Origin of the sequence: Pseudomonas sp. BNK-15, from assembly GCF_047456105.1 — a bacterium.
Classification (GTDB): domain Bacteria; phylum Pseudomonadota; class Gammaproteobacteria; order Pseudomonadales; family Pseudomonadaceae; genus Aquipseudomonas; species Aquipseudomonas putida_E.
In genome coordinates this window covers 581,665-599,769 of record NZ_CP179898.1, presented here as the reverse complement: position 1 = coordinate 599,769, position 18,105 = coordinate 581,665, and the positions used below count along the sequence as shown (strand labels likewise).

The following is an 18,105-nucleotide window of genomic DNA, read 5'->3' as shown; positions in this document are numbered from 1 at the left end:
TCGTGGTCCTACCGCTGGCATGCCTCAGGTGCGCTGGCAATACGACATTAATGAAGAAAAAACAGTTGCCGCAGCGGATTGGCAAGCTGAGGAGTAAGCACTAGAGTATGCGCGCGCAAAATGGCCTGGAACCTATCGCACACCGTTGTCGCGTCTATTACGAAGATACCGATGCCGGTGGCGTGGTGTATTACGTCAACTACCTGAAATTCATGGAGCGCGCGCGGACCGAGCGCCTGCGGCACCTGGGGTTTTCCCAGCAGCAACTGGCCGGGGAGAACCTGTTGTTCGTGGTCCACTCGAGCGAAGCGCGCTATCACGCGCCGGCGCGCCTGGACGATGAACTTCGGGTGACCGCGCAAGTACTTGAACTCAATCGCGCCAGCCTGCGTTTCGTGCAGCAGGTCTGGCGGGAAAAGGATGAAACGCTGCTCTGCGAAGGGCAGTTCCTGGTGGCCGCCGTACGCGCCGACACTTTCAAACCCCGAGCCATACCCCCCAAGCTGCGCGACGCCTTTGTGGCGGACGGCTCGGGTACTCAATCGAATGCAGGAGAATAAGCGTGGAAGCTAACGTCGTCGACCATACCTCCATGTGGAGTCTGGTCAGCAATGCCAGCGTGGTGGTACAGCTGGTAATGCTGACCCTGGTGGCCGCCTCGGTCACCTCATGGATCATGATCTTCCAGCGCAGCACCATGCTGCGCGCCGGTCGTCGTGCGCTGGATGCCTTCGAGGAACGCTTCTGGTCGGGTATCGACCTGTCCAAGCTGTACCGTCAGGCAGGCAGCAACCCGGACCCGGATTCGGGCGTGGAGCAGGTCTTCCGGGCCGGTTTCAAGGAGTTCTCGCGTCTGCGCCAGCAGCCGGGTGTGGACCCCGACGCGGTCATGGAAGGCGTTGGCCGGGCCATGCGCGTAGCCATCTCGCGTGAGGAAGAAAAACTCGAGCAGAGCCTGCCGTTCCTCGCCACCGTCGGTTCGACCAGCCCGTACATCGGCCTGTTCGGTACCGTGTGGGGCATCATGAACTCCTTCCGCGGCCTGGCCAGCGCCCAGCAGGCGACCCTGGCCACCGTGGCCCCGGGTATCGCCGAAGCGCTGATCGCCACCGCCATCGGCCTGTTCGCGGCAATCCCGGCGGTTATCGCCTACAACCGTTTCGCCGCGCGCAGCGAAGTGCTGATCGGTCGTTACTACACCTTCGCCGACGAGTTCCAGGCGATCCTGCACCGCAAAGTGCACACCAGCGAAGAGTAATCAGGTACAAACCCATGGCCCGAGTTCGCCACAAACGCAAGCCGGTCGCCGAGATGAACGTGGTGCCCTACATCGACGTGATGCTGGTGCTGCTGGTCATCTTCATGGTGACCGCTCCCATGCTCAATCAGGGCGTGAAGGTCGACCTGCCCAAGGTTTCCAGCGAAGCCTTGCCGCAGGACAACAATGTCCAAATCCTCACCATCTCCATCAAGGCCGACAAGACCTATTACTGGAACCTGGGCAGCGAAGTCGACACCGACAAGCAGATGGACAAGGCCATGACCTTGCCCGAAATGACCGGTGCAGTGACCAAGATCATTGCCGCCGGTCGCGACCAGGGCAAGCAGACCCAGGTCTTCATTCGTGGCGACAAGGCTGTCGACTACGGCGCGGTCATGGGTGCCATGGGCGGGTTGCAGAAGGCCGGTGTCGGTAACGTTGGCCTGATTACCGAGGCGCCCTGATGCAACAGCGAGAGCCATCCGCCTCGGAAAGCTACTTCTGGCCCAGTGTCTGGGCCATCGGCCTGCATGTGCTTGTGTTCGCATTGCTGTTCGTCAGTTTTGCCATGACGCCAGAATTGCCGCCTTCCAAGCCGATCGTTCAGGCTACGCTGTATCAGCTCAAGTCCAAGAGTCAGGCGACCACCCAGACCAATCAGAAGATTGCCGGGGAAGCGAAAAAAACCGCGTCGCGTCAGACCGAAGTCGAGCAGCTGGAACAGAAGAAGGTCGAGCAGGAGGCCGTAAAGGCTGCGGAACAAAAGAAAGCCGATGCCGCTCAAAAGGCCGAGGAGGCTCGCGAAGCCGCCGAGGCGAAGAAGGCAGAAGACGCTGCCAAGGCCGCCGAGGCCAAGAAAGCCGCTGAAGCCAAGAAGGCCGACGAGGCGAAGAAAGCCGCTGAAAAGCAGCAGGCCGACATTGCCAAGAAAAAGGCTGAGGAAGAGGCCAAGAAGCAGGCGGCCGAAGAGGCCAAGAAACAAGCCGCCGAGGATGCCAAGAAGAAGGCAGCCGAGGAGGCCAAGAAGAAAGCGGCCGAGGACGCCAAGAAGAAAGCGGCGGCCGAGGACGCGAAGAAGAAGGCAGCTGAAGAGGCCAAGAAAAAGGCCGCTGCAGATGCCCAGAAGAAAAAGGCACAGGAGGCGGCCCGCAAGGCGGCAGAAGACAAGAAAGCCCAGGCCCTGGCCGAGCTGTTGTCCGATACCACCGAGCGGCAGCAGGCGCTGGCCGACGAGCAGGGTGACCAGGTGGCCGGCGACTTCGACGACCTGATCCGCATGCGCGCGGCCGAAGGCTGGGCGCGTCCACCTTCTGCGCGCAAGGGCATGACGGTAGTCCTGCAGATCAACATGTTGCCCGATGGCACCATCACCAGTGTCAGCGTGTCGCGCTCCAGTGGCGACGGTCCGTTCGACAGTTCTGCGGTGGCAGCAGTGAAGAACATCGGTCGTCTGACCGAAATGCAGGGCTTGAAGCCGAACGAGTTCAATCCGTACCGTTCGTTCAAGATGACATTTACACCTGAGGATCTAGCGTTGTGATTAAACTCCTTCGAGGACTGCTGGTCATGCTGTGCTGCGTGGCAGGCATGGCCATGGCAGAGGAAAAGAACATCCTGGTCACCAGCGGCAGCGATCGGGCAACGCCCATCGCGGTAGTGCCGTTCGGTCTGCAGGGTGGCAGTGTGCTGCCGGAAGACATGGCCGATATCATCGGCAATGACCTGCGCAACTCTGGCTACTACGCGCCCATCCCACGGCAGAACATGATCAGCCAGCCTACCCAGGCCAGCGAAGTGATCTTCCGTGACTGGAAAGCCCTGGGCGCCCAGTACGTGATGGTCGGCAGCATCGTGCCGTCGGGCGCTCGCCTGCAGGTGCAGTACGCACTGTTCAACGTCGCCACCGAGCAGCAAGTGCTGACCGGCAGCGTTGCCGGCAGCGTCGACCAGTTGCGCGACATGTCGCACTACATCGCCGACCAGTCGTTCGAGAAGCTCACCGGCATCAAGGGTGCGTTTTCCACCCGCATGCTGTACGTGACCGCCGAGCGCTTCTCGACCAACAATACCCGCTACACCCTGCAGCGTTCGGACTACGATGGTGCGCGTGCAGTGACCTTGCTGCAGTCGCGTGAGCCTATCCTGTCGCCGCGTTTCGCGCCGGATGGCAAGCGTATCGCCTATGTCTCGTTCGAGCAGAAGCGGCCGCGCATTTTCATCCAGCACATCGACACCGGCCGCCGCGAACAGGTCACCAACTTCGAAGGCCTCAATGGTGCTCCGGCCTGGTCGCCGGATGGTTCGCGCCTGGCGTTCGTGCTGTCCAAGGACGGTAACCCGGACATCTACGTGATGAATGTGGCTTCGCGCCAGATCAGCCGTGTCACTGCCGGCCCGGGTATCAATACCGAGCCGTTCTGGGGCAAGGATGGCAACACCCTGTACTTCACCTCCGACCGTGGCGGCAAGCCGCAGATCTACAAACAGTCGGTCAGTGGTGGTAGCGCCGAGCGTGTGACGTTCGTAGGTAACTACAACGCCAACCCGAAACTTTCGGCGGACGAAAAGACGCTGGTAATGATCCATCGTCAGCAGGGTTTCACCAACTTCAAAGTGGCGGCACAGGACTTGCAAAGAGGAAGTGTAAAGATTCTCTCGGAAACAAGTCTTGATGAGTCTCCCACTGTTGCGCCAAACGGCACCATGCTAATCTACGCCACCCGCCAGCAGGGCCGGGGAGTCTTGATGCTCGTGTCGCTTAATGGCCGCGTGAGGCTCCCACTTCCTACCGCTCAAGGCGAAGTCAGAGAACCGTCCTGGTCCCCTTACCTGAACTGATTGCGGCGTAATACGTTTTGCTTAACACACTGGGGTTTCATTAGGAGTTTCACGATGGAAATGCTGAAGTTTGGTAAATTTGCTGCGCTGGCTCTGGCCATGGCTGTAGCTGTAGGTTGCTCCTCGAAGGGCGGTGACAACGCTGGCGAAGGCGCTGTTGACCCTAACGCTGGCTACGGTGCCAACACTGGCGCTGTTGACGGTTCCCTGAGCGAAGAAGCCGCCCTGCGCGCAATCACCACCTTCTACTTCGAATACGACAGCTCGGACCTGAAGCCAGAAGCCATGCGCGCTCTGGACGTTCACGCCAAGGACCTGAAGTCCAACGGCAGCCGTGTTGTTCTGGAAGGCAACACCGACGAGCGCGGTACTCGCGAGTACAACATGGCTCTGGGCGAGCGTCGTGCCAAAGCCGTTCAGCGCTACCTGGTTCTGCAGGGTGTTTCCCCTGCTCAGCTGGAACTGGTCTCCTACGGCGAAGAGCGTCCAGTTGCCACCGGCAACGACGAGCAGTCCTGGGCTCAGAACCGCCGCGTAGAACTGCGTAAGTAAGTTCTTATGCGTATGTGCCGTCGTGCTGTAACCGTCCTCGCACTCAGCCTTCCGCTTTCGGCGTGGGCTGCGGTTCCTGTAGTAGATGACAACGCAGGTGCTTACCCACCTTCGGGTTATGGCACGAGCGGCGCCTATGCCGGGGCAGGGGCTTCGACCCCTGCCTCAGCACAGGGCCAGCTGTTCATGCAGCTGCAACAGATGCAGGACCAGATATCCCGCCAGCAAGGCATCATCGAAGAGCTGCAAAACGATGTCGCCCGCATGAAGCAGGAAAGCCTGGAGCGTTACCAGGATCTGGATCGCCGCATCAACAGTGGTGGCGCGCCTGCCGCGACCCCCGATAATTCCTCCACCGGTGGTGCACCCGATGCCGCCGCCGGTGCAGCAGCAGGCGCCGCTGGCGCTGCTGCACAGCAACCGGCCGCCAACAGCGAGCCGGCTGATCCTGCGAAAGAGAAGCTCTATTACGATGCGGCTTTCGACCTGATCAAGCAGAAGGACTTCGACAAGGCCAGCCAGGCGTTCGGCGCCTTCCTGCGCAAGTACCCGAACAGCCAGTACGCAGGCAACGCCCAGTACTGGCTGGGTGAGGTGAACCTGGCCAAGGGTGACCTGCAAAGTGCCAGCCAGGCTTTTGCCCAGGTCAGCCAGAAGTACCCCAAGCACAGCAAGGTACCGGACTCCCTGTACAAGCTGGCCGACGTCGAGCGCCGCATGGGCCATACCGACAAGGTCAAGGGCATCCTGCAGCAAGTCATCACCCAGTACCCCGGCACATCCGCCGCTCAGCTGGCGCAGCGTGACCTGCAGAAGCTCTAAGTAGCACCGTTCAAAAGAAACCCGCGCCAGGCGCGGGTTTTTTCGTTAGAATCATTGCCCTTTTTCTTAAACACGCTGCTGCGGATAACGCCATGTCGAGTCCGTGACAGTGCCTGACGGAGGCGGACAGCCTGTTTAGCTGTCACGCCCGTGGCGATCATGCAAGACACATTACGTATCACCGAAGTCTTTTACTCTTTGCAGGGTGAAACACGCACGGCTGGGCTGCCCACGGTATTCGTGCGCCTGACCGGTTGCCCCCTGCGCTGCCAATACTGCGACAGTGCCTACGCCTTCAGTGGCGGTACTGTGCGTAGCCTGGATTCGATCATGGAACAGGTGGCCGGCTTCAAGCCACGCTATGTGTGCGTGACTGGCGGCGAGCCACTGGCCCAGCCGAATGCCTTGCCACTGTTGCAGCGCCTGTGCGATGCCGGCTATGAGGTTTCGCTCGAAACCAGTGGTGCCCTGGATATCTCGGCTACCGATATTCGCGTCAGCCGCGTGGTCGACCTCAAGACCCCGGGCTCTGAAGAGTCCCACCGCAACCTCTACCAGAACATTGAGCACTTGACCGGCAATGATCAGGTCAAGTTCGTCATCTGTTCACGCGAGGACTATGACTGGGCGGTTTCCAAGCTGATTCAGTACAACCTTGCCGAGCGCGCCGGTGAAGTGCTGTTTTCGCCAAGCCATCACCAGGTGAAGGCCAGTGACCTGGCCGACTGGATCGTTGCCGACAACTTGCCTGTGCGTTTCCAGCTGCAGCTGCACAAGCTGCTGTGGAACGACGAGCCCGGACGTTGATTAGGAGCAAAAGTACATGACTGAGAAACGCGCAGTAATCCTGCTGTCCGGCGGCCTCGACTCGGCCACTGTCGTCGCCATGGCCAAGGCCGAAGGCTACAGTTGCTACACCATGAGCTTCGACTATGGCCAGCGCCATCGTGCTGAATTGAACGCTGCTGCGCGGGTCGCTCGTGACCTGGGCGTCGTGGAGCACAAGGTCATCGGCTTGAACCTCGATGGCATCGGGGGGTCGGCACTGACCGACAGCAGCATCGATGTGCCGGAAACCCCGGGCGAGGGTATTCCGGTGACCTATGTGCCGGCACGCAATACCGTATTCCTGTCGTTGGCTCTGGGCTGGGCAGAAGTGCTGCAGGCGCGCGACATCTTCATCGGCGTCAATGCCGTGGACTACTCGGGCTACCCCGATTGCCGCCCTGAGTTCGTCGAAGCGTTCGAACGCATGGCCAACCTCGCGACCAAGGCCGGTGTCGAGGGGCAGGGCTTCCGGATCCAGGCGCCGCTGCAGAACATGAGCAAGGCGCAGATCGTACAGGCCGGTATGGCCCGTGGCGTGGACTACAGCCTGACGGTCTCCTGCTACCAGGCCGACGATGAGGGCCGCGCCTGTGGCAAGTGCGACAGCTGCCGCCTGCGCGCCGACGGCTTCAAGGCCGCCGGGGTAGACGACCCAACCCGTTATTTTTGAAAAAAGTTTTGATGGGGTGTTGATTTCCCGTTAGAAATCAGTATTATACGCGCCATCCAACGGGTCGTTAGCTCAGTTGGTAGAGCAGTTGGCTTTTAACCAATTGGTCGTAGGTTCGAATCCTACACGACCCACCATACGCTGTAAGTCAAAGCCCGCTACCGGAAACGGTGGCGGGCTTTGTCGTTTTTGCCCCTCCTTATTCAGCCCACTCAGGGTCTGCGGTAAACACTACCGTCAACCAGCGATCCGGTCCTTCACCGCCAATCGCATCACCGACTTCGCAGCGCAGCGCATCCCACTCTTCAATGCTTTTGGCTGGAAGGTGCTTGGGCACGATGAAATACAGCTCGATTTCCCGAGAGCGGCCGACCTTGGCCACGTAAGCCCGATAGGATTCCAGTCCGTGGCGTGCCACGAACGCACCGGCCACCTCATCCACGTGCAGCATCAGGTCGCCAGGTGTCACCAAAAAGATATCCGCCATGGCTTGGCGCACCACCGACAGCGGCAAGGGGATGATGACCAGGCACACCAGCGCCAGCACCGCCGGGTCGATGTACGGCGATACCCACTCCCACTGCGTGCCCTGCACGGCAAAGCCAAAGCAGAAGGCGATGAGCAACGCTGCGGTGATGCTGGCCGACATCACCCAGCCCTTGACGTCCATGCGCACGAAATCCGAGTTCAGCTCGCGGTTGGCCCGCGCTTCGACTGCAGCGATGGTCGCGCAGGCGATCACGGTCAGCGCCGCATAAACCATGGCGATGCCGAACTCCAGGTGGCGTCCGCCTTCGAGCAGGCTGCTGACGGCGTTGATCAGGGCGTAGAGCGCCACACCGCTGAGCAGGATGCCATTGAGCGCCAGCACCATCGGCTCCAGGTGCCAGAAGCCCATGGTGAAGCGCTCGCGCAGCTTGCGTGACACGTGCCGGCTGGTGGCGTGCGTAGTGATCAGCTTGACCACCACCAGCGACAGGCCGCTCATGCCGGCGTCGGCCAGCGAGTAGACACCGTCGAAAATGATCGAGAACGAGCCGGACGCCAGGCCGAAGGCAATGCCGATGGTGGCGATGAACAGGGTGACGGCGATCGAAGTGCGTAGCAGGCCCTGTTCGCTGGCAAGGTCGAAGAAGGGGGATTTGTTGGGTGTTTCCATGGGTAAAACTCTTTCAAAAGGTGGGTGCCTGTACGGGCCCAATCGCCGGTAGCCGGTAATTGGGCCCGTACGGGCTAAACGCGAAACTGCTCCATCAAAGCCTGCTGCTGATTGGCCAGGCGGTTCAGCGCTTGGCTGATGCGCGCCGACTCATCAGCCTGGCCCGATAGCGATTCAGTCACATCGCGGATACCGGCCACGTTACGGTTCACTTCCTCGGCCACAGCGCTCTGTTCTTCAGCGGCCGAAGCGATCTGCAGGTTCATGTCGCTGATCACCGCCACCGCTTCACCGATCCGCTGCAGCGTCGGCAGTGCCTGTTCCATCTGCAAGGCGCTGGCCTGCGCCTGTTTCTGCCCATCATGCATGGCGCCGACCACATCCTGGGTGCCTTGCTGCAGGCCCTCGATGACCTGGCGGATTTCTTCCACCGACACCTGGGTGCGCTGCGCCAGGCTGCGTACCTCGTCAGCCACCACGGCAAAACCCCGCCCGGCCTCGCCAGCGCGGGCCGCTTCGATGGCGGCGTTTAGGGCCAATAGGTTGGTCTGCTCGGCAATGGCGCGGATCACCTCCAGTACCGAGCCGATCTGCTCGCTGCGCTGCTCCAGTGCGCGGGCCTCGTCCATGGCGGCATCCATCCCGACTGCCAGGTTGTCAATCGCCTGGCGGGTGCTGGCGATCAGTTGCAGGCCTTCGCGGCTCGCCTGATCGGCGCCACGTGCTGCCTGGGCGGCTTGCGCCGCGTTGTGGGCGACATCCTGGGCAGTTGCGCTCATCTCGTTGGCGGCGGTGGCCACCTGCTCGATCTCGCGCTGTTGCTGCTGCATGCCGCTGCTGGTCTGGCTGGCGATGGCAGCGGACTGATCGGCGGTACCGCGGGCTTCGAGCAGCGAGCCTTTGACCTGGGCAATCACCGGTTGCAGCTTGTCGAGGAAGCGGTTGAACCAGCCGCTCAACTGGCCCAGTTCGTCCTGGCGCGCGTAGTCCAGGCGCCGGGTCAGGTCGCCCTCACCGCTGGCGATATCCTCGAGGCGTGCGGCTACGGCCAGAATCGGCCGGGTCACGCCACGTGCGGTCAGCCAAACCAGCAGCAGGCCGACGATCGCGGCACCCAGGCCGATCAGCAGGCTGGTCAGATTGGCGCTTTGGTTGTGTTCGCTCAGCCTCTGATTGAGAGCGACGGCGGGTGCTTGAAGCACAGCTTCGGGCAGCTCCAGCAGTACCTGCCAGGGAGCGGCGCCGGGGATCGGGGCGAACGGGCGGCCGACGCGCAACAGGCCCTGCGCCACGTCGTTGTCCAGGAGAGTGCCCAGCTTGCTGGCGTCGCGGCTGTGCCCGGCCAGCAAGCCGGTAGTGCTGACGATGCTCACCTGGCCCTGGCCATCGAACAGCTCCTGGCGGCCGTCCAGGCTCAACTGCTGCAGGTTGTCTAGGCCGATGTCCAGGCCCACTACGCCTACTACCTTGCCGCCCTCCAGCAGGGGCAGGGCGATGCTCGTCATCAGTACCTGGCGGCCATTGACCTCGTCGAGGTAGGGCTCGACCACACAGGCCTTGGCCGTTTCCTGAGGGCAGGTCAACCAGCGGTTCTGTGCCGCCCCGTTGGCGCCAACCGTGCTGTCGGCCAGCATCGCTTCAGGCATGGCCTCCCGCTCAAGGTTGCCCGGGCTGGGCTGCGACCAGTACAGCGAAAAGCGCCCGCTGTCGTTGCTGCCGACTGCCTCCTGGGCGACGAACTGGCTGTCCTGGTGGTCCAGGGCGTTGGGCTGGAACACCACATAAAGCCCGATCAGGTCCGGGTTGCCCGCCAGGCTGGCGCGTGCCTGGTGGGTCAGTTCGGCGCGCAGGTCGCTGCCACCGTGGGCTTTGAGTACCTGAACCAGGCGTGTAAAACCGTTCGCGTACTGGTAGGCGTCCATGAAGTAGCGCTGAATGCGCAGGGTCTGGGTTTCGGCGAGGGCCTGCAGGCGCAGGCGCGCGCTGTGGTCGAGCATTTCACTGTTGGCCTGGCTGACCAAGGCTGCACTGCGCTGTGCCTGGGTCAGCGAGGTGGCCACCAGTAGCGCGACGATGGCCAGCAGGCACAGGCCGGCGAGCAAGGTGATCTTCCACTGGATAGAAAGGCGACGCAGCGGCATGAGAGCTTTCCTTTTCGTGCAAGGACAACGCCCGCGTTCAGGCGCGGGCGGTGTAGAGGGCAAGTGTCATTCGGCAACGTAGTTCGGGGGGGCGGCAGTGAAGGCCTTGGTCAGCCAGGCCAGGTACACCAGGCCAAGTAGCGCCCATACCCCGCCGAACATCAGCGAGTGTTCGTTAAGGTCTAGCCACAGCGACACGATGATGCAGAAACCGATGGTCGGCAGTACCAGGTACATGAGCTTGTTCGCCAGCCCTTGGCGATTGCCTTCACGCACATAGCAGTGGTTGATCACCGACAGGTTGACGAAGCTGAACGCCACCAGTGCTCCGAAGTTGATGATTGAGGTGGCGGTAACCAGATCGAAGAAGATCGCCGACAGGGAAATCAGCCCGACCACTGCGATGTTCAGCACCGGTGTTTTGTAGCGTGGGTGCAGGCGAGCAAAGATGCCGGCCGGGATCACCTTGTCACGCCCCATCACATACAACAGGCGCGAGACGCTGGTCTGCGAGGCCAGGCCCGAAGCGATGGTGTTGATCACCGTGCAGGCGATGAAGATCGACTGGAACAGCTTGCCACCCACGTACAGGGCAATTTCCGGCAGGGCCGCTTCCTGGTCATGGAAGCGTGCCATGGTCGGGAAGTAGGCCTGGATGAAGTACGACACGGTTATGAACACCAGGCCGCCGATCAGTGCGGTCAGGAAGATCGCCCGTGGGATGGTCTTGGCAGGGTCGCGGGTTTCCTCGGACAGGCACGTCACGGCGTCGAAGCCCAGGAACGAGAAGCACAGGATGGTCGCACCGGCCGCCAGGGCGCTGAACTGGGTCTGGCTGTCGGCGAACGGCAGCAGGCTCCACGCGGTACCCAGGCCTTCACCCTGGTCCAGGCCACGCACGCACAGGTAGATGAACACAGCGATGATCGCCACCTGCACGGCCACGAACAGCAGGTTGAAGTGTGCCACCAGGTTGACGCTGCGCATGTTGATCAGGCTGATCAGGGTGACGAAGCCCGCTACCCAGATCCACTCCGGCACCTCGGGGAACATGGCCGACAGGTAGAGCTTGGCCAACAAGGCATTGACCATCGGCAGCAGCAGGTAATCGAGCAGCGACGACCAGCCGACCAGAAAGCCCACATGCGGGTTGATGGCGCGCTGTGTGTAGGTGTAGGCCGAACCCGATTGAGGGAAGCGGCGCACCAGGGTGCCGTAGCTCACGGCAGTGAACAGGATGCCGGTCAGCGCCAGGATGTAGGCGCTGGGCACATGCCCTGCGGTAATCCCCGAGACAATGCCGAAAGTGTCGAACACGGTCATCGGCGTCAGGTAAGCCAGGCCGATGATGATCACGTGCCAGAGGCGCAGGGTTTTGCGGAGTTGACCGTTGCCGGTGGCGCTGTGGTCAGGCTGCATGCTGGCGTGGCTCCTGCGGCTGGGCGTGAACGGCTGGCGGGTTGTATTGCGCATGCGGCAATGGCGAGCGGGTGGGCTCCATGTTGTTCACCTTTATTGTCGGAGCAGAGGTAGGCGCAGGCGATGCGCCGGGGGCGAGCTGGCAGAGCCTGGGCTAGGAAGGTGGGGCGTGCGGGCAGGGGCGGTGAGGCATCATGACGGCGCGTCTGTTCTTCTTCGTGGGTGGCGCTGGGCAAGGCGGTGAAAATAAAAAACGATGGGTAGGTGGCTGTCAAGTTAAACATGACAAGATGTTACTAAATTGAAATATTTATCGATTTATTAGCCGAAATGTTCGGTTTTTGCGCGCTTTTTTGCGGTTTTGATCGATGCGGATGTTCGTAAAATTTAACGAGTGGGAAGTTTCCCACGCTAGCGTCAGGTAGGTCTCGATTGCCCATTTCGTCCGCGTGTCGACCGTCGTCCAAGGGGTGGGAGTGATACTATTCTGCTCCCCCCGCAGCTCATGGCTGCGAACACGCCAATATGGACATCAATCGGTTCTATTCATGAAGAAATCAGTAGGCATCCTTTCCGGCCTGGCCATCGCCATTGCCGTCGTAACCACCGCTGGCGCCTGGTACACCGGCAAGCAGTTGCCTGCGCAGCTGGAGCAAGCCGTCAATCAGGGCAATGCCCAGTTGAAGAAGGCCCTTGTCGGGGTTGGCGGCAGCATGACCATCGAAGTGGCCTCGCTGGAGCAGCACTTCTTCACCAGTACCGCACGCTATCGCCTCAAGGTCCGTGACATTCGCCTGTCTGACGGTGAGCCGATCAGTTTCGATGTGGGTGTAACCGATCAGATCGAGCACGGCCCGTTCCCTTGGTCGCGGGTCAAGGCCTTCAGGCTGATGCCGGTGCTGGCAGCCAGCAACAGTGCGCTGGACAAGGACGACTTCACCGCGCCCTGGTTCGCCGCCGCCGGCGACAAGGTCCCGGTCAGCTCGCAAACCAGCCTGGGCTTTGACGGCAGTGTCGATGGCAGCATCTTCCTGGCGCCGGTCAAGCTGGCCGAAGACAACGGCACGACCCTCGATTTTTCGGGTATGCAGCTGCAGATCAGTGGCGACAGTGAAGGCAAGGCGTCGAAATTCCATGGTGCTGCCGATCGCTTCGAAATGAAGCTGGTCGGGGATGATCACCCGCCGGCCACGTTCGAGCTCAAGGGCCTGAAAATCGGCGGTAACCTGGCCGCTACCCAGCATGACGCGATCTATGTCGGTAACGTCGATGTGCTGCTGGCCGAAGCCAAGGCGACGCTGGGGCCCAAGCAACAGGTACTGTTGCTCAAAGGCCTGGAGCAGCACGTCCTGCAAACCCTCGATGGCCCCGATACCGTCGGTGGCCGCGTGGATTACAAGGTCGCGGACATCAGCTGGGATGGCCGCGCAGTCGGCAGCGGGCAGATGGCGGTCAGCATCAAGTCGCTCAACGCCCCGGCCTTGCAGTCGCTCTCGCAGTGGTACCAGGCCCATCTGCCGGAGTTCGAGCAGGCCGCCGCGGCAGGCCAGCCGATGCCGCAAATCCAGATGGGTGAACAGGAGAAGGCCAAGTTCCAGGGCGACCTGAAGCAACTGTTGGCATCCAAGCCGCAGGTGGCGGTGGAGAACCTTTCGTTCAAGACGGCCAACGGCGAGAGCCGGTTCAACCTGTCGATGGACTTCGCCAGCCCCACCTCCTTCGACCTGCCGCCTGACCAGTTGAGCAAGCAGCTGATCACTCAGGTGAAGAGCAAGCTGTCGCTGTCCAAACCGATGATGGGTGACCTGGCGACCTTGCAGGCGTTGCTGGAAGGGCAGACCGATGCCCAGGCGATTGCCATGCAATCCAGTCAGGCGGGTGAGATGGTCGGGATGATGGCGCTGCAGAGTGGCATGGCCACCGTGCAGGGCAATGACGTGGTGGCTAGCCTGCACTACGTCGATGGCATGGTCGACTTCAATGGCAAGAAGATGACCGTTGAAGAGTTCGCCATGATCCTCGCGGCGCACTTTGCGGCGATGCAGCCGCAGGGCTGATTGATTGAGCCTGTACCGGCCTCATCGCCGGCAAGCCGGCTTCTGCAGGATGGCTACAGCCTCATGGCCTGTGTACACCTGTGGGGGCAACTGTCTTGCCGGCGATGAGGCCAGTACTGGCCACACAAAAACCGCTTTAGAAATCCCTTGATTGTCTGTAGCCTTCGGCGTCCGATAATAATCCGCGCCCGCAGAGGGCCGTGGCGGCTTGCCTGCCGTCCGGCGCCCTTAGCCGATCTGTCAGGGCCGGGTGATACACTCGATTTGACGCGCATGCGCGCCTGCAGGTCCAGCGATCATGACCCAGATATCCGAACGCCTGTTGGTTCAGGCCCACCTCGACGCCAAGCAGCCCAACCCGCTGACAGCCGAGCAGGAGGCCGAATACCGTGCGGCCATTGCTGCCGAGCTCCAGGCGCAGAATGCCGTGCTGGTTGCCCATTACTACTGTGACCCGGTTATCCAGGCGCTTGCCGAAGAGACCGGCGGTTGCGTGTCCGACTCGCTGGAAATGGCCCGTTTCGGCAAGAACCACCCTGCCCAGACGGTGATCGTCGCCGGTGTGCGCTTCATGGGCGAGACCGCGAAGATCCTCACCCCGGAAAAGCGCGTGCTGATGCCGACCCTGGAGGCTACCTGCTCGCTCGACCTCGGTTGCCCGGTCGAAGAGTTCTCGGCCTTCTGCGACCAGCACCCCGAGCGTACCGTGGTGGTGTATGCCAATACCTCTGCCGCCGTTAAAGCGCGTGCCGACTGGGTCGTGACCTCGAGCTGCGCGCTGGAGATCGTCGAAAGCCTGATGGACAACGGCGAGACCATCATCTGGGGCCCGGACCAGCACCTGGGCCGTTACATCCAGAAGCAGACCGGTGCCGACATGCTGCTGTGGGACGGTGCCTGCATCGTCCACGAAGAGTTCAAATCGCGCCAGCTGGCGGACATGAAGGCGCTGTATCCGGATGCGGCGATCCTGGTGCACCCGGAGTCGCCAGAGGCAGTGATCGACCTGGCCGATGCGGTGGGTTCCACCAGCCAACTGATCAAGGCCGCGCAGACACTGCCCAACAAAACCTTCATCGTCGCCACAGACCGCGGCATCTTCTACAAGATGCAGCAGCTGTGCCCGGACAAGGAATTCGTCGAAGCCCCCACCGCCGGTAACGGCGCGGCCTGCCGCAGCTGCGCGCACTGCCCGTGGATGGCCATGAACACCCTGGAGCGGGTGCTGGATTGCTTGCGCAAAGGCAGCAACGAGATTTTCGTTGACCCGGCGCTGGTGCCGAAGGCGATCAAGCCTTTGAACCGCATGCTGGACTTCACCCAGGCTGCTCGGCTCAAGCTGTCGGGTAACGCCTGAGGGCCAATCGCCGGCAAGCCGGCTCCCACAATATCTGCAGCGCTGCAGAACCTGTGAGAGCCGGCTTGCCGGCGATTGGGCCGCAAAGCAGCCCCCTTAACGCCCCATCATCTCCTGCACCATGCGCCGTTGCTCCATGATCTCGCGCTGGCGCTGGTCGATCTGTGACGCCAGCGGGAAGTTGCTACCGGCACGACGCTTGGCGTAATCCAGCTGCTGGATCGCCTGGTCGAAGTCACCCACCAGGGTAAAGTACTCTGCCCGAGCCCGGTGCAGGCCTATGGTGTTGCCCGACAAACCACGCACTTCGGCCATGTCGTACCACACATCCGGATCATCCGGGCGGTTCTTGAGCAGGTCGTTCAGTACCTTTTCGGCCTCGGCGGGCTTGTTCTGCTTGATCAGCAGGTCGGCACGCACCTGCTTGAGCGGGTAGTTGCCCGGATACAAACCTTGCATGCGCTCCGCCCGCTGCTGCGCATCGGCCAAGCGGTTGTTGGTGATGTCCAGGTCGATCTGCGCCAGGTTGTAGGTGATGTCGTTGGGCGCCTTGGCCAGCAACGGCTTCAGGTTCTCACGCGCTTCGTTGAGCTGGCCGCCTTTGATCTGTGCCAGGGCAAGACCATAGCGGGCGGCGTCCAGCTTGGGGTCTTCGTCCAACTGCGCACGGAAGCGTTTGGCCGCCAGGCCCGGCGTGCCTTCGTAGATGAGGGCCACGCGGGCGCGGATCAACTGATAACGCTGGCTGTCCTCGACGCCGCCCGGGGGGGCCTGTTCGGCCCGGTTGCGGGTGTCGGCGATACGCGATTCGGTCACCGGGTGAGTCAGCAGGAATTCTGGTGGTTTGGCGTCGTAGCGGTATTGGCGCGCCAGGCGCTCGAACATGGTCGGCATGTTGCGCGGGTCGTAACCGGCCTTTTCCAGGTTCTGGATACCGACGCGGTCGGCTTCCTGCTCGTTCTGCCGCGAGAAGCGCCGCTGCTCCTGGATCGCCGCCGCCTGGGTGCCGGCAATCATGCCGATGCCGGCATCGCCGGCGCCCCCTGCCGCCAGTACGATACCGGCCAGCAGCGCCGCCATCATTGGCAGTTGCATGCGTTGCTGGGCCTCGACGCCACGGGCGAAGTGGCGCTGCGACAAGTGCGCCAGTTCGTGGGCCAGTACCGAGGCGTATTCGCCTTCGGTCTGGGCGTTGAGGAACAGGCCGCCGTTGACGCCGACGATGCCGCCGGGGGCGGCGAAGGCGTTCAGCTCTCGGCTGTCGATGAGGATGAATTCCAGGCGCCGGTCCTGCAGCTGGCTGGTTTCGGCCAGGCGGTACACGGTGGTTTCGACGTAGTCCTTGAGCTGCGGGTCGTTCAGCTGGTTGACCTGGCCGCGCAGCAGGCTGAGCCAGGCGCGCCCGAGCTGGTGCTCCTGCTGCGGCGAGACGATCGCGGAACTGGCGTCGCCCAGTGAAGGCAGGTCGCTAGCATGGCCGGGTAGGGCCATCAGGCAGGCCAGCGTCAACAGGGTAGGGCGCAGTAGATTCATGCACGAAGCTCGCGTCGGGTCAAAGCCCCTACTGTAGCCCGCTCACACGTTGGCGACCAGTGGCGGTATGCTAGCCAGCCTGTTACCAAAGACGTCTGCCCCACGTTTGGAGACCCCTGATGACTAGCACCCCGACCTGCGACGCCGAACTCGACGCCAGCGGGCTGAACTGCCCCCTGCCTCTGCTCAAGGCGAAGATGGAGCTCAACCGTCTGGCCAGTGGCGCGGTGCTGAAGGTGATTGCGACCGACGCAGGCTCACAGCGCGACTTCCGCACTTTTGCCCAGCTGGCCGGTCATACGCTGCTGCATGAAATGGCCGAGGCCGGCACCTATACCTACTGGCTGCGCAAGGCCTGAGCCCCAATCAAGGATCGTCAATGTTCAAAGTGCTTCGCGACTGGATAGAGCGCTACTTCTCCGATGAGGAAGCGGTGGTGCTGGCGGTCCTGCTGTTTCTGGCCTTTACCGCGGTCCTTACCTTGGGCGGCATGCTCGCGCCGGTGCTGGCGGGCATGGTGCTGGCTTTTCTGATGCAGGGGCTGGTCAATGCCCTGGAGCGCCTTCGGGTGCCGACGCGGCTGGCGGTGATGGTGGTGTTCGCCCTGTTCATGGGCGCGCTGGCGGTGTTCCTGCTGGTGCTGGTGCCGTTGCTGTGGCACCAGTTGATCACCTTGTTCAACGAGTTGCCGGGCATGCTCGGCAAATGGCAGTCGCTGCTGTTGCTGCTGCCCGAGCGCTACCCGCATCTGGTGTCTGATGAGCAGGTGCTGCATGCCATCGAGTCGGTGCGCGGCGAGATCGGCAAGTTCGGCCAATGGGCACTGACCTTCTCGCTGTCGAGCCTGCCGCTGCTGGTCAGTGCCATGATCTATCTGGTGCTGGTGCCGATTCTGGTGTTCTTCTTTCTCAAGGACCGTGAGCAGATCGGCCGCTGGGTCAGTGGCTACCTGCCGCGCCAGCGGACCTTGCTGAACCGGGTAGGCACTGAAATGAACCGGCAGATCGCCAACTACATCCGCGGCAAGGGCATCGAGATCCTGATCTGCGGTATTGCCACTTACATCGCGTTCATCAGCCTGGGGCTCAATTACGCCGCGCTGCTGGCGCTGCTGGTAGGCCTGTCGGTGGTGGTGCCGTATGTAGGGGCGGTGGTGGTGACTGTGCCGGTGACGCTGATCGCGCTGTTCCAATGGGGCTGGGGTGATCAGTTCATCTACCTGATGACGGTGTACGCCATCATTCAGGCGCTCGATGGCAACGTGCTGGTGCCGCTGCTGTTCTCAGAGGCGGTGAGCCTGCACCCGGTGGCGATCATCTGCGCGGTGTTGCTGTTTGGCGGGTTGTGGGGCTTTTGGGGGATCTTCTTCGCGATCCCGCTGGCGACGCTGATCAAGGCAGTGCTCGATGCCTGGCCGCGGCAGGAACCTGCTGTGGCGCCGATGTTGTGATGCATGGGGCCGCTTTGC

Annotated in this window: 17 protein-coding genes, 1 tRNA gene and 1 pseudogene; 14 read left to right on the top strand and 5 right to left on the bottom strand. The window is 61.9% G+C overall.

Translation table 11 applies throughout. The features are described 5' to 3' along the window. Positions 1-107: 107 nt before the first annotated feature. The 10 genes from ybgC (at position 108) to ACMGF5_RS02630 (ending at position 7,108) form a co-directional block, all read left to right on the top strand. Entirely contained in the window at positions 108-560 is a 453-nt protein-coding gene (gene ybgC / locus ACMGF5_RS02675) for a tol-pal system-associated acyl-CoA thioesterase (RefSeq protein WP_414157554.1), read from the top strand. Positions 561-562: 2 nt separating this feature from the next. Then, complete coding sequence (tolQ, locus tag ACMGF5_RS02670; RefSeq protein ID WP_010952367.1) at positions 563-1,258, top strand: protein TolQ; 696 nt, start codon at positions 563-565, stop codon at positions 1,256-1,258. Between the two features lie 14 nt (positions 1,259-1,272). Beyond that, on the top strand, positions 1,273-1,725 hold the full coding sequence (tolR, locus tag ACMGF5_RS02665) for a protein TolR (RefSeq protein ID WP_039603824.1): 453 nt from the start codon (positions 1,273-1,275) through the stop codon (positions 1,723-1,725). Further along, positions 1,725-2,801, top strand: coding sequence for a cell envelope integrity protein TolA (gene tolA, locus ACMGF5_RS02660; RefSeq protein ID WP_012315815.1), 1,077 nt, complete (start codon positions 1,725-1,727; stop codon positions 2,799-2,801). Before tolR ends, tolA begins: the two co-directional genes overlap by 1 nt. Before the next feature lie 26 nt (positions 2,802-2,827). Then, positions 2,828-4,099, top strand: coding sequence for a Tol-Pal system beta propeller repeat protein TolB (tolB, locus tag ACMGF5_RS02655; RefSeq protein ID WP_046787978.1), 1,272 nt, complete (start codon positions 2,828-2,830; stop codon positions 4,097-4,099). A 54-nt stretch (positions 4,100-4,153) separates the two neighbouring features. Next, positions 4,154-4,651 (top strand): peptidoglycan-associated lipoprotein Pal, encoded by a 498-nt coding sequence (gene pal / locus ACMGF5_RS02650; protein ID WP_115274062.1) that lies wholly within the window; start codon positions 4,154-4,156, stop codon positions 4,649-4,651. 6 nt (positions 4,652-4,657) lie between these two features. Further along, the gene (ybgF, locus tag ACMGF5_RS02645) at positions 4,658-5,473 is read left to right on the top strand and encodes a tol-pal system protein YbgF (protein WP_046787979.1); all 816 of its coding nucleotides are present in this window, start codon (positions 4,658-4,660) and stop codon (positions 5,471-5,473) included. A 159-nt stretch (positions 5,474-5,632) separates the two neighbouring features. Continuing rightward, positions 5,633-6,280 (top strand): 7-carboxy-7-deazaguanine synthase QueE, encoded by a 648-nt coding sequence (gene queE, locus ACMGF5_RS02640; RefSeq protein ID WP_174142329.1) that lies wholly within the window; start codon positions 5,633-5,635, stop codon positions 6,278-6,280. 16 nt (positions 6,281-6,296) lie between these two features. Beyond that, on the top strand, positions 6,297-6,971 hold the full coding sequence (gene queC / locus ACMGF5_RS02635; protein WP_046787980.1) for a 7-cyano-7-deazaguanine synthase QueC: 675 nt from the start codon (positions 6,297-6,299) through the stop codon (positions 6,969-6,971). Positions 6,972-7,032: 61 nt separating this feature from the next. Next, positions 7,033-7,108 (top strand) — tRNA-Lys (locus tag ACMGF5_RS02630). A gap of 62 nt (positions 7,109-7,170) precedes the next feature. Here ACMGF5_RS02630 and ACMGF5_RS02625 read toward each other — a convergent pair. The 4 genes and pseudogenes from ACMGF5_RS02625 to ACMGF5_RS02610 all read right to left on the bottom strand — a co-directional run bounded on the left by ACMGF5_RS02625 (position 7,171) and on the right by ACMGF5_RS02610 (position 11,690). After that, positions 7,171-8,130, bottom strand: coding sequence for a cation diffusion facilitator family transporter (locus ACMGF5_RS02625; protein ID WP_046787981.1), 960 nt, complete (start codon positions 8,128-8,130; stop codon positions 7,171-7,173). Between the two features lie 74 nt (positions 8,131-8,204). Then, positions 8,205-8,960: a methyl-accepting chemotaxis protein gene (locus tag ACMGF5_RS02620; protein WP_371928101.1), complete on the bottom strand. Its 756-nt coding sequence runs from the start codon at positions 8,958-8,960 to the stop codon at positions 8,205-8,207. Between the two features lie 102 nt (positions 8,961-9,062). Beyond that, positions 9,063-10,052: pseudogene (locus ACMGF5_RS02615) on the bottom strand (HAMP domain-containing protein); the annotation flags it as partial. Between the two features lie 285 nt (positions 10,053-10,337). Next, entirely contained in the window at positions 10,338-11,690 is a 1,353-nt protein-coding gene (locus tag ACMGF5_RS02610; RefSeq protein WP_046787983.1) for an APC family permease, read from the bottom strand. Positions 11,691-12,238: 548 nt separating this feature from the next. Here ACMGF5_RS02610 and ACMGF5_RS02605 point away from each other — a divergent pair. After that, entirely contained in the window at positions 12,239-13,747 is a 1,509-nt protein-coding gene (locus ACMGF5_RS02605; RefSeq protein ID WP_174142327.1) for a YdgA family protein, read from the top strand. Positions 13,748-14,045: 298 nt separating this feature from the next. Further along, positions 14,046-15,104 (top strand): quinolinate synthase NadA, encoded by a 1,059-nt coding sequence (gene nadA / locus ACMGF5_RS02600; protein WP_119687636.1) that lies wholly within the window; start codon positions 14,046-14,048, stop codon positions 15,102-15,104. A gap of 96 nt (positions 15,105-15,200) precedes the next feature. On the opposite strand, the gene ACMGF5_RS02595 is transcribed toward nadA, so the two are convergent. Beyond that, on the bottom strand, positions 15,201-16,637 hold the full coding sequence (locus tag ACMGF5_RS02595) for a M48 family metalloprotease (RefSeq protein ID WP_012315802.1): 1,437 nt from the start codon (positions 16,635-16,637) through the stop codon (positions 15,201-15,203). Between the two features lie 119 nt (positions 16,638-16,756). Here ACMGF5_RS02595 and ACMGF5_RS02590 point away from each other — a divergent pair, with 119 nt between their 5' ends. Together ACMGF5_RS02590 and ACMGF5_RS02585 are read left to right on the top strand one after the other, a co-directional pair. Continuing rightward, positions 16,757-16,996 (top strand): sulfurtransferase TusA family protein, encoded by a 240-nt coding sequence (locus ACMGF5_RS02590; protein ID WP_012315801.1) that lies wholly within the window; start codon positions 16,757-16,759, stop codon positions 16,994-16,996. A gap of 20 nt (positions 16,997-17,016) precedes the next feature. Further along, the gene (locus tag ACMGF5_RS02585; protein ID WP_046787985.1) at positions 17,017-18,087 is read left to right on the top strand and encodes an AI-2E family transporter; all 1,071 of its coding nucleotides are present in this window, start codon (positions 17,017-17,019) and stop codon (positions 18,085-18,087) included. Positions 18,088-18,105 lie beyond the last annotated feature (18 nt).

Bases quoted from the DNA above. Each gene is read 5' to 3' on its own strand.
- pal (WP_115274062.1), top strand. From the start codon at position 4,154: ATGGAAATGCTGAAGTTTGGTAAATTTGCTGCGCTGGCTCTGGCCATG.
- ACMGF5_RS02620 (WP_371928101.1), bottom strand. From the start codon at position 8,960: ATGCAGCAGCAACAGCGCGAGATCGAGCAGGTGGCCACCGCCGCCAAC.
- ACMGF5_RS02625 (WP_046787981.1), bottom strand. From the start codon at position 8,130: ATGGAAACACCCAACAAATCCCCCTTCTTCGACCTTGCCAGCGAACAG.
- ACMGF5_RS02585 (WP_046787985.1), top strand. From the start codon at position 17,017: ATGTTCAAAGTGCTTCGCGACTGGATAGAGCGCTACTTCTCCGATGAG.
- ACMGF5_RS02590 (WP_012315801.1), top strand. From the start codon at position 16,757: ATGACTAGCACCCCGACCTGCGACGCCGAACTCGACGCCAGCGGGCTG.
- queE (WP_174142329.1), top strand. From the start codon at position 5,633: ATGCAAGACACATTACGTATCACCGAAGTCTTTTACTCTTTGCAGGGT.
- tolR (WP_039603824.1), top strand. From the start codon at position 1,273: ATGGCCCGAGTTCGCCACAAACGCAAGCCGGTCGCCGAGATGAACGTG.
- queC (WP_046787980.1), top strand. From the start codon at position 6,297: ATGACTGAGAAACGCGCAGTAATCCTGCTGTCCGGCGGCCTCGACTCG.
- ybgC (WP_414157554.1), top strand. From the start codon at position 108: ATGCGCGCGCAAAATGGCCTGGAACCTATCGCACACCGTTGTCGCGTC.
- ACMGF5_RS02595 (WP_012315802.1), bottom strand. From the start codon at position 16,637: ATGAATCTACTGCGCCCTACCCTGTTGACGCTGGCCTGCCTGATGGCC.
- tolB (WP_046787978.1), top strand. From the start codon at position 2,828: ATGCTGTGCTGCGTGGCAGGCATGGCCATGGCAGAGGAAAAGAACATC.
- tolA (WP_012315815.1), top strand. From the start codon at position 1,725: ATGCAACAGCGAGAGCCATCCGCCTCGGAAAGCTACTTCTGGCCCAGT.
- ybgF (WP_046787979.1), top strand. From the start codon at position 4,658: ATGCGTATGTGCCGTCGTGCTGTAACCGTCCTCGCACTCAGCCTTCCG.
- ACMGF5_RS02605 (WP_174142327.1), top strand. From the start codon at position 12,239: ATGAAGAAATCAGTAGGCATCCTTTCCGGCCTGGCCATCGCCATTGCC.
- nadA (WP_119687636.1), top strand. From the start codon at position 14,046: ATGACCCAGATATCCGAACGCCTGTTGGTTCAGGCCCACCTCGACGCC.
- ACMGF5_RS02610 (WP_046787983.1), bottom strand. From the start codon at position 11,690: ATGCAGCCTGACCACAGCGCCACCGGCAACGGTCAACTCCGCAAAACC.